Here is a 12863-nt window from a genome sequence, read left to right as displayed (position 1 = left end):
CGGCCTGCGCCCGGCGCGGCGCGCGGATCTCGTGGCCGTCGACGGGGCCGAAATCGAACAGGCCGGGCTGGCGGGCGATCACGCCCGCCCCGGCAAACGGGCGGTGACGTTGATTCAGGCCGAACACCTGCCGGTCATCGCGGCTCTGTCCGGGCTTGGGGTCATCGCGCCCGAGACCCTGCGCCGCAACATCGTCGTGTCAGGATTGAACCTCACCGCCGCGCGGCATCGGCTCTTGCGCGTGGGCTCTGCCGTGCTGCGGTTTTCGGTGCCCTGCGCGCCGTGCTCGCGGATGGAGGCGGCGCTCGGCGAGGGCGGCTACAACGCGATGCGCGGCCATGGCGGCTGGTGCTGCGAGGTGGTCGATCCGGGGCGGATCGCCCTCGGGGATGACGTCACGCCGGTCTGACACGGCGCGGATGGAACGAAAAACGCCCGGTCGTTCCGACCGGGCGTTTTCATGTCTCGTCGCGAGATCAGCTGGCCTTGGCCTGCCGCTTGCGCTCATGCGGGTCGAGATAGCGCTTGCGCAGGCGGATCGCGTTGGGCGTGACCTCGACCAGCTCGTCATCGTCGATATAGGCGATGGCCTGCTCGAGGCTCATCTCGACGGGGGGCGTCAGGCGCACGGCTTCGTCGGTGCCCGAGGCCCGGACGTTGGTGAGCTTCTTGCCCTTGAGCGGGTTCACCTCGAGGTCGTTGTCGCGGCTGTGCTCGCCGATGATCATGCCCTCGTAGACGGCGGCCTGCGGATGCACGAACATCTTGCCGCGATCCTCGAGGTTCCACAGCGCGAAGGCGACCGTGGTGCCGTTTTCCATCGACACCAGAACGCCCTGACGGCGGCCCTGGATCGGGCCCTTGTGCGGGGTCCAGCCGTGGAAGATGCGGTTCATCACGCCCGAGCCGCGCGTGTCGGTCAGGAACTCGCCCTGGTAGCCGATCAGCCCGCGCGAGGGGACATGCGCGATGATCCGGGTCTTGCCGGCGCCGCCGGGCTTCATCTCCACGAGCTCGCCCTTGCGCACGCCGGTGAGCTTTTCGACCACCGGGCCGGTGTATTCGTCATCGACGTCGATGGTGACTTCCTCGACCGGCTCCATGCGGACGCCGTCCTGATGCTGGAAGATCACCTGCGGACGCGAGATCGACAGCTCGAAGCCTTCGCGGCGCATGTTCTCGATCAGCACGCCCATCTGAAGTTCGCCGCGGCCCGACACCTCGAAGGCGTCGCCGCCCGGCGTGTCGTCGATGCGGATCGCGACGTTCGATTCGGCCTCTTTCATCAGGCGCTCGCGGATCACGCGGGACTGCACCTTCTTGCCGTCGCGGCCCGCAAGCGGGCTGTCGTTGATGCCGAAGGTCACGGTGATGGTCGGCGGATCGATCGGCTGGGCCGGGATCGCCTCCTCGACCGACAGGTCGCAGATCGTGTCGGCCACGGTCGCCTTGGTCATGCCGGCGAGGGTGACGATGTCGCCGGCTTCGGCGGCGTCGATCGGCTGCTGGCCGAGACCGCGGAAGGCGAGGATCTTGGAGACGCGGAACTGCTCGATCTTGTCGCCCTTGCGCGACAGCGCCTTGACGGTCTCGTTCGGCTTGAGCGTGCCGCTTTCGACGCGGCCGGTCAGGATGCGCCCGAGGAACGGGTCGGCCGACAGCGTCGTGGCCAGCATGCGGAACGGCTCGTCCTTGGCCTGCTGCTGCTTGGGCGCGGGAACGTGGCGCACGATCATGTCGAACAGCGCCTTGAGATCCTTGCGCGGCCCGTCGAGCTCCATGTCGGCCCAGCCGGAGCGGCCCGAGGCGTACATCGCCGGGAAATCGAGCTGCTCTTCATCGGCGTCGAGATTGGCGAAGAGATCGAAGCATTCGTCGAGCGCGCGGTCGGGCTCGGCGTCGGGCTTGTCGACCTTGTTGAGCACCACGATCGGCTTGAGCCCGAGCGCCAGCGCCTTCTGGGTCACGAATTTCGTCTGCGGCATCGGGCCTTCGGCGGCGTCGACCAGCAGCACCACGCCATCGACCATCGACAGGATGCGCTCGACCTCGCCGCCGAAATCGGCGTGGCCGGGGGTGTCGACGATGTTGATCCGGGTGTTGCCCCACTCGACCGAGGTCGCCTTGGCGAGGATGGTGATCCCGCGCTCGCGCTCGATGTCGTTGCTGTCCATGGCGCGCTCGGACACGGCCTGGTTCTCGCGGAAGGCGCCGGATTGTTTCAGCAGCTCGTCCACCAGCGTCGTCTTGCCATGGTCAACGTGCGCGATGATCGCGATGTTGCGGATATCCATTCAATTCACTCTTTCAGGGGTCGTCGCGCCTCTACACCAAAAACCGCGCCATGGCCAGTCTTGTCGCCGTATCGTGGCGACAAGGCGGGTTTGCGCGCGCCGGGATGCGGTCAGTGCGGGTTGGCGCCGGAAAAGACGTTGATCACCACGATGCCCGACAGGATCAGCGACATGCCGATCACCGCCGGCGTGTCGAGCTTCTGGCCGAACAGGGTCCAGCCGATCGCGGCGATCAGAACGATTCCGAGACCCGCCCAGATCGCGTAGGCGATGCCCACCGGGATCGCCTTGAGCGCCAGCGACAGAAGATAGAAGGACAAACAATAGCCCAGCACCGCGACCAGCGTGGGGCCGATGCGGGTGAATTGCTGGCTCGCATGCAGCGCCGTGGTGGCGACGGTTTCGGCGGCGATGGCGAACATGAGGACGATCCAGGGCATGACGCGGCACCTCAGGTGGCGATGTAACGGTCGCGGCGATGGTTGAAGGCGATCACGGTGTTGAGGATCGCGGCGCCGAGAAGCGACCACAAAACGACATCGAGGTCAAACAGCGCCAGCGCCACGCAGAAGATCACCGCATCGGCGCCAAGCTGCACGTAGCCCGCGCGAAAGCCGTAGCGATCCTGAACGATCAGCGCGACGATGCCCAGGCCCCCGAGGCTGCCATTGTGGCGAAACATCCCCAGAAGCCCGAGCCCCACCAGCACGCCGAAGATCACCGCGCCGAGCCAAGGGTCGAGATGGGCGATGTCGAACCGCCCCGGCAGGGCCTCGGTCACCACTGACAACAGCGTTACCGAGATCACCGATTTCACCGTGAACTCCGGTCCGAGCCGGAGCCAGGCCAGCCAGTAGAAGGGCAGGTTCACCACGAAGAACACCGCCCCGAAAGACCAGCCGGTCAGATAGGAGAGGATCACCGCTATCCCCGCCGTCTGCCCGGTGATCAGGCCGGCATGGGTCAGCACGTGCAGCCCGAGGCTGCAGGCGAAGATGCCGATGCTCAGCCCCTGAACATCTTCGAGGGCGGAGTGGCGGGTGGCGGAGGAGATGGTGCGCATGGCCGCCCTCTAGGGCAGGAATGCTGACCTGTCCAGTGACTCAATTGCCGCGCAGCCGTGGCGGCAGCTCGCAGCCCCAGACCGTGGCGCCGGGCAAAAGACGGTGCGGCAGCTGCGCGGGCAGGTTGGGGATCTCGCAGGCGTGATAGGGCGGCTGCGCATCGCGCGGCAGCGAGCGCCCCGGCGCCAGCCAGATCCGGCCCGGCACGCCCTCGGCCTGCACCACGATATCAGCGTCGCACTGGTTGGTGCGCAGGTCCGAAATGCAGTGATCGGCATCGGGCAATCGCTCCGGGCCCAGCCGGTCGCGGGCCACGGGCAGAAGAACGGCGGCCCCGATCAGGGCCGCCGCGCTCCATTTCAGCTTGCGCATCAGGCGCATGGCGCTCAGGCGAGCGACTTGTTGAGGTACTCGTCGATCTTCTCGAGGAAGCCCATGGTGGTCAGCCACTTCTGATCCGGGCCGACCAGCAGCGCGAGGTCCTTGGTCATGTGACCGTCCTCGACCGCCTGCACCGTGACCTTTTCGAGCGTCTCGGCGAAGGTCTTGAGCTGCTCGTTGCCGTCGAGCTTGGCGCGGTGCTTCAGGCCGCCGGTCCAGGCGTAGATCGAGGCGATCGAGTTGGTCGAGGTCTGCTCGCCGCGCTGGTGCTGGCGGTAGTGGCGCGTCACGGTGCCATGCGCGGCCTCGGCCTCGACGATGGCGCCATCGGGCGTCATCAGCTGCGAGGTCATCAGGCCCAAGCTACCGAAGCCCTGCGCCACGGTGTCGGACTGCACGTCGCCGTCATAGTTCTTGCAGGCCCAGACATAGCCGCCCGACCACTTCATCGCCGCGGCGACCATGTCGTCGATCAGGCGGTGCTCGTAGGTGATGCCGGCCTTCTTGAAGTCCTCGGCGAACTCGGCGTCGAACACCTCCTGGAACAGATCCTTGAAGCGGCCGTCATAGGCTTTCATGATCGTGTTCTTGGTGGACAGGTACACCGGCCAGCCGCGGGCGAGACCGTAGTTCATCGAGGCGCGGGCGAAATCGCGGATCGAATCGTCGAGGTTGTACATCGCCATGGTGACACCGGAGGAGGGCGCGTCGAACACCTCCTTCTCGATCGTCTCGCCATCCTCGCCGACGAACTTGATCGTCAGTTTGCCCTTGCCGGGGAAGCGGAAATCGGTGGCGCGGTACTGGTCGCCAAAGGCGTGACGGCCGACGACGATCGGCTGGGTCCAGCCCGGCACGAGGCGCGGCACGTTGCGGCAGATGATCGGCTCGCGGAAGATCACGCCGCCAAGGATGTTGCGGATCGTGCCGTTGGGCGAGCGGTACATCCGCTTGAGGCCGAATTCCTCGACGCGGGCCTCGTCGGGGGTGATCGTCGCGCATTTGACGCCGACGCCGTATTTCTGGATCGCATGCGCCGCGTCGACCGTGATCTGGTCGTCGGTCTCGTCGCGCGCCTCGATGCCGAGATCGTAGTATTTCAGGTCGATGTCGAGATAGGGCAGGATCAGCTTTTGCTTGATGAAGTCCCAGATGATCCGGGTCATCTCGTCGCCGTCGAGCTCGACGACCGGATTTTCGACTTTGATCTTGGTCACGGGGGCCTCCGCATCTGTTGTGCCGTTCCGCGCCGCAATAGCGCAGATCGCGCCGGTGTGAAAGGCGGCATACACTTGTATACGGGCGAACTTCGCGCGCGCTCGCGGGTTGGGGCCGCGAAAGGAGCCAGATCATGCCCAAGGACACCACCGCAACGATCCGTCACGCCGAAGAGCTGGCCCGGCTCGACCGCATGGCGCATCTCATGGATGCGCGGTTCAAGGTTTTCGGTTTCCGGTTCGGGTATGACAGCCTGCTCGGGCTCATCCCCGGGATTGGCGACACGATCTCGCTCGCGCCCTCGGCCTGGCTGGTCTGGCGCGCGCATCAGCTTGGCGTGCCCAAGCGCAAGATCGGGCGCATGGCGGTGAACACCGGCGTCGATTACGTGGTCGGGTCGATTCCGGTGATCGGCGATCTCATCGACTTCGGCTTCAAGGCGAACCTGCGCAACGCGGCGATTTTGCGCGAGCATCTCGAGCAGGACGCGGTGAGGGTGGCGCGCGACGTGACGCCGCGTGGATGAGGCGCGGGCGGGATCTTGCGTATTTGGGGAATGGTGAAGGGGATCAGCGCCCGGAAAACCAGGCGTCGATCCGGGATCTGAGGCCGGACCAGAGCGCGGGCGCGCCGCGCGCGACCTTGGTGCCGACGCGGGTTTCGAGCTGCTCCGGCGTGACGTTGTATTCGGGCCATGTGCCGCCGCCGGAGGCGAGGTTCGACAGGACCGGCTGCACCCGGTCGATCGATTTGGCGAACACCGCGTCGTCGCTCTCGGCGGCCTCGAACTCTTCCCAGATCGCGCGCAGGCCGTCGCGCTGATCGGCGGGCAGCAGGCCGAAGATGCGATCGGCGGCGGCCTGTTCGAGCGCCTCCTGCTCGGCCGGGTCGTGGTCGCCGTGAATCGGGGTGTCGCCGGCGTCGATTTCGACGAGATCGTGCAAAAGCAGCATCGTCAGGACGCGCGACACGTCGACGGGACGGGCCGCGTGCTCGGCCAGAACCACAGCGTGCAGCATCACGTGCCAGCTGTGTTCGGCCGAATTTTCGCGCCGCGAGGCATCGTGCAGCGTGGTCGCGCGCAGCACGGATTTGAGACGGTCGGCCTCGCCGAGAAAGGCGATCTGCGCGTCGAGACGGCTCACGCGGACGGGCCCTGGCGCAGCCGTTCTTCAAGCAGGCGGCGCGCACGCTGCTCGGCCAGGCGGACCCGGACCGAGGTCATGAACGCCTCCTGCGTCGTCGTCGACGACGCGCCGAGCGCCTCCGACACCTCGGAAATCACCTCGTCATCGCCGAGCCTTTCGGCCGCGGCGATGGCATCGCGCGCCAGCGCGTCGGCGAGATCCTCGGTCACGCCCATCAGCGGGTGTTTTCCGTCAGGCGGCGGCCGACATAGCCCTTCACCGAGCCGATCATCGTGTCCATGTGCGGGTCTTCGAAGAAATGCCCGGCGCCATCGACCACCTCGTGGGTGATGGTGATGCCCTTTTGATCATGCAGCTTGTTGACGAGACCCACCGTGTCGGCGGGCGGCGCCACGCGGTCGGCGGAGCCGTTGATGATCAGCCCCGAGGAGGGGCAGGGCGCGAGGAAGGAAAAGTCGTACATGTTGGCCAAGGGCGCCACGCTGACGAAGCCGGTGATCTCGGGGCGGCGCATCAACAGCTGCATGCCGATCCACGCGCCGAACGAAAAGCCCGCGACCCAGCAATGCTTGGCGTTGTTGTTCATCGACTGCAGGTAGTCGAGCGCCGAGGCGGCGTCCGACAATTCGCCCACGCCCTGGTCGTATTCGCCCTGGCTGCGGCCGACGCCCCGGAAGTTGAAGCGCAGCACCGTGAAACCCATTTCGTAAAAGGCATAGTGCAGGTTGTAGACCACGCGGTTGTTCATCGTGCCGCCGAACTGCGGATGCGGATGCAGCACGATGGCGATCGGCGCGTCGCGGTCCTTTTGCGGGTGATAGCGGCCTTCAAGCCGGCCCTCGGGGCCGGGGAAGATGACTTCGGGCATGGACGTCCCTTGCGGCTGCGGCGCGTGTGACGGTTTCTTGACAGAAAACCTCGGGCACCTTAGAACGGTTCTAACTCCGAAGGCGATCGCATCGGAGCGGCTGCAGGGGAGTTAACCAGACCCCTTCGCGGCGTCAATGAGAATGGCCCTTCACGGGGCGTCCAAGCGGAGCGGAGGCGCGATGAAGCTGTCGACCAAGGGGCGGTATGCCATGGTGGCCCTGACCGATCTCGCGCTGCAGCCACAGGGCACGCTGGTGACGTTGGGGGAGATCTCCCGGCGGCAGGACATCTCGCTGCCCTATCTCGAACAGCTCTTCGTCAAGCTGCGCCGCGAGGGGCTCGTCGAAAGCGTGCGCGGGCCGGGCGGCGGCTATCGCCTTGCGCGGCCCGCCTCGGAAATCCGCGTGGCCGAGATCCTCGGCGCGGTCGATGAAACGGTGAGCGCGATGCACAAGGGGGCGGGCGTCTCTGGCGGCGCCTCGGGCAGCCGGGCGCAATCGCTCACCAACCGGCTGTGGGAGGGGCTTTCGGCGCATGTCTACGTGTTCTTGCACCAGACCCGGCTGTCGGACGTGACCTGCAACGGGCTCGCGCCCTGTCCGGCGGTGCCGACGCTGTTCCACGTGGTGGACGAATGAGCCGGATCTATCTCGACCACAACGCCACCGCGCCGCTGCGCGCCGAGGCGCGCGCGGCGATGATCGCGGCGATGGACGTGACCGGCAACCCGTCCTCGGTCCATGCCGAGGGCCGCGCCGCCAAGGCCATCGTCGAACGCGCCCGCGCCGACATCGCCGAGGCGACCGGGGCGAACGCCGCCGATATCGTCTTCGTGTCCGGCGCGACCGAAGCCTCAGCGCTGGCGCTCGAAGGCCGGGGGCTCGATGGCGCGGCGGTCGAGCATGACGCCGTCGCGGCATGGGTGTCGGACGCGCTGCCGGTCGATGCGCAGGGCCGGGTCAGCGTGGCCGAACCGGGCCGCGCGGTGTTGCAGCTCGCCAATTCGGAAACCGGGGTGATCCAGTCGCTGCCCCAGGGGCTGGCGCTGTCGGACATCACGCAGGGCTTCGGGCGGCTGCCCTTTGCCTTCGACTGGGCGGGGCTGGACATGGCGATCCTCTCGGCCCACAAATTCGGCGGCCCCAAGGGGGTTGGCGTGCTGATCCTGAAACGCGGCACCGATCTGGCCGCGCGCATCCGTGGCGGCGGGCAGGAAATGGGCCGCCGTGCCGGGACCGAGAACGTGATCGGCATCAGTGGCATGGCGGCGGCGGCCCGCGCCGCGCAGCGCGATCTGGAAAACGGCGCATGGGCGCGGGTGGAGCGCCTGCGCGACACTCTGGAGCAGGCGGTGGAATCCGCGGCGCCGGATCTTATCTTTGCAGGCAGGGGCGCGGCGCGGCTGCCCAACACGAGCTGTTTCGCCGCGACCGGCTGGAAGGGCGAGACGCAGGTGATGGCGATGGATCTCGCCGGGATCGCGATTTCCGCCGGTTCGGCCTGTTCGAGCGGCAAGGTCCGCGCCAGCCGGGTGCTGACCGCCATGGGATATGCCAGCGACATCGCGCAATCCGCGATTCGTGTTTCGCTGGGAGTGGAGACGACCGAGGACGAGGTGCTGCGTTTCGCGGATGCCTGGGGCTCGGCCTACAGGAAAATGCGCGCCCGCGCGGCGTGAGTGAACAAAGGAGACCGTCATGGCGATCCTCGAGCAGGACATGACCAAGGAAGCCAAGGAAGGCGTCGACCAGGAGACGGTCGATGCCGTGGCCAAGCTGTCGGGTGCCTACAAGCACGGCTGGAACACCGAGATCGAGATGGACTACGCGCCCAAGGGCGTGAACACCGACATCGTCAAGCTGATCTCGGACAAGAACGAAGAGCCCGAGTGGATGACCGAATGGCGTCTGCAGGCCTTTGCGCGCTGGGAGAAGCTCGACGAACCGAACTGGGCGATGGTCAACTACCCCAAGATCGATTTCCAGGACATCTTCTACTATGCCCGCCCCAAGAGCATGGAAGTGAAGCCGAAATCGCTCGACGAGGTCGATCCCAAGCTGCTTGAAACCTACAAGAAGCTCGGCATTCCGCTGAAGGAGCAGATGATCCTTGCCGGTGTCGAGGGCGCCGAAGATCAGGCCCCCGCCGATGGCGAGCGCAAGGTCGCCGTGGACGCGGTGTTCGACAGCGTCAGCGTCGGCACGACCTTCCAGGAAGAGCTGAAGAAGGCGGGCGTCATCTTCTGCTCGATCTCCGAGGCGATCCGCGAGCACCCCGAGCTGGTGAAGAAGTATCTCGGCACCGTGGTGCCGCAGTCGGACAACTTCTATGCCACGCTGAACTCGGCCGTCTTCTCGGATGGTTCCTTCGTCTACGTGCCGCCGGGCGTGCGCTGCCCGATGGAGCTGTCGACCTATTTCCGCATCAACGCCGAGAACACCGGCCAGTTCGAGCGGACGCTGATCATCGCCGACAAGGGCTCTTACGTGAGCTATCTCGAAGGCTGCACCGCGCCCAAGCGCGACACCGCGCAGCTGCACGCCGCCGTGGTCGAGATCATCGTCGAGGAAGACGCCGAGGTGAAATATTCCACGGTGCAGAACTGGTATCCCGGCGACGAGGACGGCAAGGGCGGCATCTACAACTTCGTCACCAAGCGCGCCGATTGCCGCGGCGACCGCGCCAAGGTGATGTGGACGCAGGTGGAAACCGGCTCCGCGGTGACGTGGAAATACCCGTCCTGCATCCTGCGCGGCGACGACAGCCAGGGCGAGTTCTACTCGATCGCCATCGCCAACAACCACCAGCAGGCCGACACCGGCACCAAGATGGTCCATCTGGGCAAGCGCACCAAGTCGCGCATCGTGTCCAAGGGCATCTCCGCCGGTCAGGCGCAGAACACCTATCGCGGCCTCGTCTCGATGCACCCCAAGGCCAAGGAAAGCCGCAACTACACCCAGTGCGACAGCCTGCTGATCGGCGACAAGTGCGGGGCGCACACCGTCCCCTATATCGAGGTCAAGAACAACTCGAGCCGCGTCGAGCACGAGGCGACCACCTCGAAGGTCGATGACGAGCAGCTGTTCTATTGCCGCCAGCGCGGCATGGACGAGGAGGAGGCGGTGGCCCTCGTGGTCAACGGCTTCTGCAAGGAGGTGCTTCAGGCGCTGCCGATGGAGTTCGCCATGGAAGCGCAAAGCCTCGTCGCGATCTCGCTCGAAGGCTCGGTCGGCTGATGGATCAGGTCGCGGCCCCGACCCTCACCTTGCCGGAAACGGAGGCCCGCGCGTTGCGCGCGGGCTATGAGGGTGCGGCCGCGATCCTGGAATACGGCGCCGGCGGATCGACCGCGATGGCGGCCGAAATGCCCGGCAAGACCGTGTTTTCGGTCGAAGGCGACAAGGCTTTCATCGCCGATCTGCGGCGCCGGTTCGACGCCCATCCGCCCGCCGCCACGGTGCATCTGCACCATGGCGATATCGGCCCCACCGCGCGCTGGGGCCAACCGGCGGACGAGGCGGGGCATTGGCGGCGGTTTCACCGCTACCCGTCATCGGTCTGGGATCGCGACGATTTCGTCCACCCCGACGTGGTGCTGGTGGATGGGCGGTTCCGGGCAGCCTGTTTCCTGACCACGCTGTTTCGGATCACCCGTCCGGTGCGGCTGTTCTTCGACGATTACGCCGAGCGCCCGACCTATCACGAGGTCGAACGCTACGGCGCCCCGGTGGCGATGCATGGCCGCATGGCCGAGTTCGCCCTCGACCCCACACCGATCCCGGCAGGCGACCTGACCTGGATCCTCGAGACATTCACCCGCAGGAAGTGATGCGGAAGGAGAAAAATATGCTCAAGATCAGTGACCTGAAGGTCAAACTTGAAGAAGAAGACAAGCAGATCCTGAAAGGCGTCGACCTCGAGGTCGGCGCGGGTCAGGTGCATGCGATCATGGGGCCGAACGGCTCGGGCAAGTCGACGCTGTCCTACGTGCTGTCGGGCCGCGACGGCTATGAGGTCACCGGCGGGTCGGCCTCGCTCGAAGGCGTCGACCTTCTGGACATGGAGCCCGAGGAGCGCGCCGCCGCCGGCCTGTTCCTTGCGTTCCAATACCCGGTGGAGATCCCCGGCGTCGGCAACATGACCTTCCTGCGCACGTCGTACAACGCGCAGCGCAAGGCGCGCGGCGAGGACGAGGTCTCGGCGGCCGAGTTCCTCAAGCTGGTGCGCGAAAAGGCCAAGGACCTGAAGATCGACGCCGAGATGCTCAAGCGTCCGGTCAATGTCGGCTTTTCGGGCGGCGAGAAGAAGCGCAACGAAATCCTGCAGATGGCGGTGCTCGAGCCGAAGATGTGCATCCTCGACGAAACCGATAGCGGTCTTGACGTGGACGCGATGAAGCTCGTCTCCGACGGCGTCAACGCGCTGCGCAGCGAAGGCCGGTCGTTCCTCGTGATCACCCACTACCAGCGTCTTCTCGACCACATCGTGCCCGACGTCGTGCACATCATGGCCAATGGCCGCATCGTGAAATCGGGCGGGCCCGAGCTGGCGCTCGAGGTTGAGAAGAACGGCTATGCCGATCTGATGGACGAGGTGCAGTAATGGCGCTTCCCAAAGCGAAAATCGACGCCACCGAGGCGCGCCTGTCGGGGATGCAGATCCCCGAGGGTGGCGCGGGCTGGGCGCGCGCGGCGCGCAACGATGCGCTGGAGCGGCTGACCGGCATGGGGTTGCCCTATCGCCGCGACGAATACTGGCGCTTTACCAACCCCGCCGAGTTCCTCGCACCCGAGACGCCGCGTGCCGAGATCGCGCTCGATGCGCCGGGCTTTGAGGACACGCAAGCGCTGCGCGTCGTCTTTACCGATGGCGTGTTCGACGAGGCGGCCTCCGACGACCTGTCGCAAGAGGCGCTTGAGATCGAGCGTTTCGCCGATGCCGTGACCAAGGATATCCATTGGGTCAAAGGCTTGCTCGGCGTTCTTGAGACGGCAGGGCAGGACCGGGTCGACCGTCCGCTGGCGACGTTCAACACCGCCTTTGCCGAAGACGGCCTCGTGCTGCGCGCGACCGGCAAGGTCGCCAGACCGGTGCATGTCGAGTATCGCCGCGCGGGCGAGCAGGCCGAAGCCGTGCTGCGCCACATGGTGCGGATCGAGGACGGCGCCGAGCTGACGCTTCTGGAAAGCGGCGTGGGGGCCGCGCGGCTCAACACCGGCATGGAAGTGGACATCGCCGACAATGGCGCGTTCCACCACGTGCGCATGCAGGGCCGCGACCACGAGCGCCGCGCCGCCACGCATGCCTTCGCGCGTCTGGGGCAGGAAAGCACCTTCAAGAGCTTCACGCTCTCGCTCAACGGCATGATGACCCGCAACGAGGTCGTGATCACGCTCAAGGGCGGCGACGCGGTGGCGCATGTGGCGGGGGCGGCGCTTGGCGACGGGCGCGATTTCCACCATGACGACACGGTCTTCGTCACCCATGACGCGGTGAACTGCGAAAGCCGCCAGGTGTTCAAGAAGGTGCTGCGCAACGGCGCCACCGGCGTGTTCCAGGGCAAGATCCTCGTGCAGCCCGACGCGCAGAAGACCGATGGCTACCAGATCAGCCAGTCGCTGCTGCTGGACGAGGACGCCAATTTCCTCGCCAAGCCGGAGCTCGAGATCTACGCCGACGACGTGCAGTGCTCGCACGGCTCGACCTCGGGCGCGATCGACGAGACGGCGCTGTTCTATCTGAAGTCGCGCGGCATCCCCGAGGACAAGGCGCAGGATCTTCTGGTTCTGGCCTTCGTCGCCGAGGCGCTGGCCGAGATCGAGGATGAGGGTCTTGCCGAGACGCTGCGCGAGCAGCTCGCGGGCTGGCTCGAGCGGCGCCGCTGAGAT

Annotated in this window: 16 protein-coding genes; 8 read left to right on the top strand and 8 right to left on the bottom strand. The window is 66.3% G+C overall.

Features of this window, described 5'->3' with window-relative positions; translation table 11 throughout:
• Positions 1 to 31: 31 nt before the first annotated feature.
• The gene (locus tag LOKHON_RS01260) at positions 32 to 409 is read left to right on the top strand and encodes an MOSC domain-containing protein (RefSeq protein WP_017929367.1); all 378 of its coding nucleotides are present in this window, start codon (positions 32 to 34) and stop codon (positions 407 to 409) included.
• Between the two features lie 67 nt (positions 410 to 476).
• Here LOKHON_RS01260 and typA read toward each other — a convergent pair whose 3' ends face one another.
• From typA to LOKHON_RS01235, 5 genes are all read right to left on the bottom strand, one after another.
• Positions 477 to 2294, bottom strand: a complete 1818-nt coding sequence (gene typA, locus LOKHON_RS01255) for a translational GTPase TypA (RefSeq protein WP_017929366.1) — start codon at positions 2292 to 2294, stop codon at positions 477 to 479.
• A gap of 110 nt (positions 2295 to 2404) precedes the next feature.
• Positions 2405 to 2734 carry a DMT family transporter gene (locus LOKHON_RS01250; protein ID WP_017929365.1) on the bottom strand — a complete coding sequence of 110 codons (330 nt, stop codon included), beginning with the start codon at positions 2732 to 2734 and terminating at the stop codon, positions 2405 to 2407.
• A gap of 11 nt (positions 2735 to 2745) precedes the next feature.
• Positions 2746 to 3357 carry a YitT family protein gene (locus LOKHON_RS01245; RefSeq protein WP_017929364.1) on the bottom strand — a complete coding sequence of 204 codons (612 nt, stop codon included), beginning with the start codon at positions 3355 to 3357 and terminating at the stop codon, positions 2746 to 2748.
• A 40-nt stretch (positions 3358 to 3397) separates the two neighbouring features.
• Positions 3398 to 3739 (bottom strand): hypothetical protein, encoded by a 342-nt coding sequence (locus LOKHON_RS01240; RefSeq protein ID WP_017929363.1) that lies wholly within the window; start codon positions 3737 to 3739, stop codon positions 3398 to 3400.
• A gap of 5 nt (positions 3740 to 3744) precedes the next feature.
• The gene (locus LOKHON_RS01235) at positions 3745 to 4956 is read right to left on the bottom strand and encodes an NADP-dependent isocitrate dehydrogenase (protein WP_017929362.1); all 1212 of its coding nucleotides are present in this window, start codon (positions 4954 to 4956) and stop codon (positions 3745 to 3747) included.
• Positions 4957 to 5090: 134 nt separating this feature from the next.
• On the opposite strand from LOKHON_RS01235, the gene LOKHON_RS01230 reads away from it, so the two are divergent.
• Positions 5091 to 5483, top strand: coding sequence for a DUF4112 domain-containing protein (locus LOKHON_RS01230; protein ID WP_017929361.1), 393 nt, complete (start codon positions 5091 to 5093; stop codon positions 5481 to 5483).
• 43 nt (positions 5484 to 5526) lie between these two features.
• On the opposite strand, the gene LOKHON_RS01225 is transcribed toward LOKHON_RS01230, so the two are convergent.
• The 3 genes from LOKHON_RS01225 to LOKHON_RS01215 are packed head-to-tail and all read right to left on the bottom strand — an operon-like array spanning position 5527 to position 6973.
• Positions 5527 to 6102 (bottom strand): HD domain-containing protein, encoded by a 576-nt coding sequence (locus LOKHON_RS01225; RefSeq protein WP_017929360.1) that lies wholly within the window; start codon positions 6100 to 6102, stop codon positions 5527 to 5529.
• A complete protein-coding gene (locus LOKHON_RS01220) occupies positions 6099 to 6320 on the bottom strand; it encodes a hypothetical protein (protein WP_017929359.1) in 222 nt (73 codons plus the stop codon). The genes LOKHON_RS01225 and LOKHON_RS01220 overlap by 4 nt, the downstream gene beginning before the upstream one ends.
• Complete coding sequence (locus LOKHON_RS01215; RefSeq protein ID WP_017929358.1) at positions 6320 to 6973, bottom strand: alpha/beta hydrolase; 654 nt, start codon at positions 6971 to 6973, stop codon at positions 6320 to 6322. The genes LOKHON_RS01220 and LOKHON_RS01215 overlap by 1 nt, the downstream gene beginning before the upstream one ends.
• A 181-nt stretch (positions 6974 to 7154) precedes the next feature.
• Between LOKHON_RS01215 and iscR the strand changes: the two genes are divergently transcribed.
• From iscR to sufD, 6 genes are read left to right on the top strand one after another with little or no spacing between them, the layout of a single operon-like run.
• Positions 7155 to 7613 (top strand): Fe-S cluster assembly transcriptional regulator IscR, encoded by a 459-nt coding sequence (gene iscR / locus LOKHON_RS01210; protein ID WP_017929357.1) that lies wholly within the window; start codon positions 7155 to 7157, stop codon positions 7611 to 7613.
• Complete coding sequence (locus LOKHON_RS01205) at positions 7610 to 8653, top strand: cysteine desulfurase family protein (protein ID WP_017929356.1); 1044 nt, start codon at positions 7610 to 7612, stop codon at positions 8651 to 8653. The genes iscR and LOKHON_RS01205 overlap by 4 nt, the downstream gene beginning before the upstream one ends.
• 19 nt (positions 8654 to 8672) lie before the next feature.
• The gene (gene sufB / locus LOKHON_RS01200) at positions 8673 to 10211 is read left to right on the top strand and encodes a Fe-S cluster assembly protein SufB (RefSeq protein WP_017929355.1); all 1539 of its coding nucleotides are present in this window, start codon (positions 8673 to 8675) and stop codon (positions 10209 to 10211) included.
• Positions 10211 to 10804 (top strand): hypothetical protein, encoded by a 594-nt coding sequence (locus LOKHON_RS01195; RefSeq protein ID WP_017929354.1) that lies wholly within the window; start codon positions 10211 to 10213, stop codon positions 10802 to 10804. Before sufB ends, LOKHON_RS01195 begins: the two co-directional genes overlap by 1 nt.
• 17 nt (positions 10805 to 10821) lie before the next feature.
• Positions 10822 to 11577 (top strand): Fe-S cluster assembly ATPase SufC, encoded by a 756-nt coding sequence (gene sufC, locus LOKHON_RS01190; protein ID WP_017929353.1) that lies wholly within the window; start codon positions 10822 to 10824, stop codon positions 11575 to 11577.
• Positions 11577 to 12860 (top strand): Fe-S cluster assembly protein SufD, encoded by a 1284-nt coding sequence (sufD, locus tag LOKHON_RS01185; RefSeq protein WP_017929352.1) that lies wholly within the window; start codon positions 11577 to 11579, stop codon positions 12858 to 12860. Before sufC ends, sufD begins: the two co-directional genes overlap by 1 nt.
• Positions 12861 to 12863 lie beyond the last annotated feature (3 nt).

It is taken from the genome of Limimaricola hongkongensis DSM 17492 (genome assembly GCF_000600975.2).
Taxonomy (GTDB): Bacteria; Pseudomonadota; Alphaproteobacteria; order Rhodobacterales; family Rhodobacteraceae; genus Limimaricola; species Limimaricola hongkongensis.
The sequence above is the reverse complement of the archived record's forward strand: the minus strand, read 5'-3'. Positions and strand labels throughout refer to the sequence as shown.

Coding starts and splice junctions, on each gene's coding strand:
- typA (WP_017929366.1), bottom strand. CDS start 2,294: ATGGATATCCGCAACATCGCGATCATCGCGCACGTTGACCATGGCAAG.
- LOKHON_RS01250 (WP_017929365.1), bottom strand. CDS start 2,734: ATGCCCTGGATCGTCCTCATGTTCGCCATCGCCGCCGAAACCGTCGCC.
- LOKHON_RS01245 (WP_017929364.1), bottom strand. CDS start 3,357: ATGCGCACCATCTCCTCCGCCACCCGCCACTCCGCCCTCGAAGATGTT.
- LOKHON_RS01240 (WP_017929363.1), bottom strand. CDS start 3,739: ATGCGCCTGATGCGCAAGCTGAAATGGAGCGCGGCGGCCCTGATCGGG.
- LOKHON_RS01230 (WP_017929361.1), top strand. CDS start 5,091: ATGCCCAAGGACACCACCGCAACGATCCGTCACGCCGAAGAGCTGGCC.
- LOKHON_RS01220 (WP_017929359.1), bottom strand. CDS start 6,320: ATGGGCGTGACCGAGGATCTCGCCGACGCGCTGGCGCGCGATGCCATC.
- LOKHON_RS01215 (WP_017929358.1), bottom strand. CDS start 6,973: ATGCCCGAAGTCATCTTCCCCGGCCCCGAGGGCCGGCTTGAAGGCCGC.
- iscR (WP_017929357.1), top strand. CDS start 7,155: ATGAAGCTGTCGACCAAGGGGCGGTATGCCATGGTGGCCCTGACCGAT.
- LOKHON_RS01205 (WP_017929356.1), top strand. CDS start 7,610: ATGAGCCGGATCTATCTCGACCACAACGCCACCGCGCCGCTGCGCGCC.
- sufB (WP_017929355.1), top strand. CDS start 8,673: ATGGCGATCCTCGAGCAGGACATGACCAAGGAAGCCAAGGAAGGCGTC.
- LOKHON_RS01195 (WP_017929354.1), top strand. CDS start 10,211: ATGGATCAGGTCGCGGCCCCGACCCTCACCTTGCCGGAAACGGAGGCC.
- sufC (WP_017929353.1), top strand. CDS start 10,822: ATGCTCAAGATCAGTGACCTGAAGGTCAAACTTGAAGAAGAAGACAAG.
- sufD (WP_017929352.1), top strand. CDS start 11,577: ATGGCGCTTCCCAAAGCGAAAATCGACGCCACCGAGGCGCGCCTGTCG.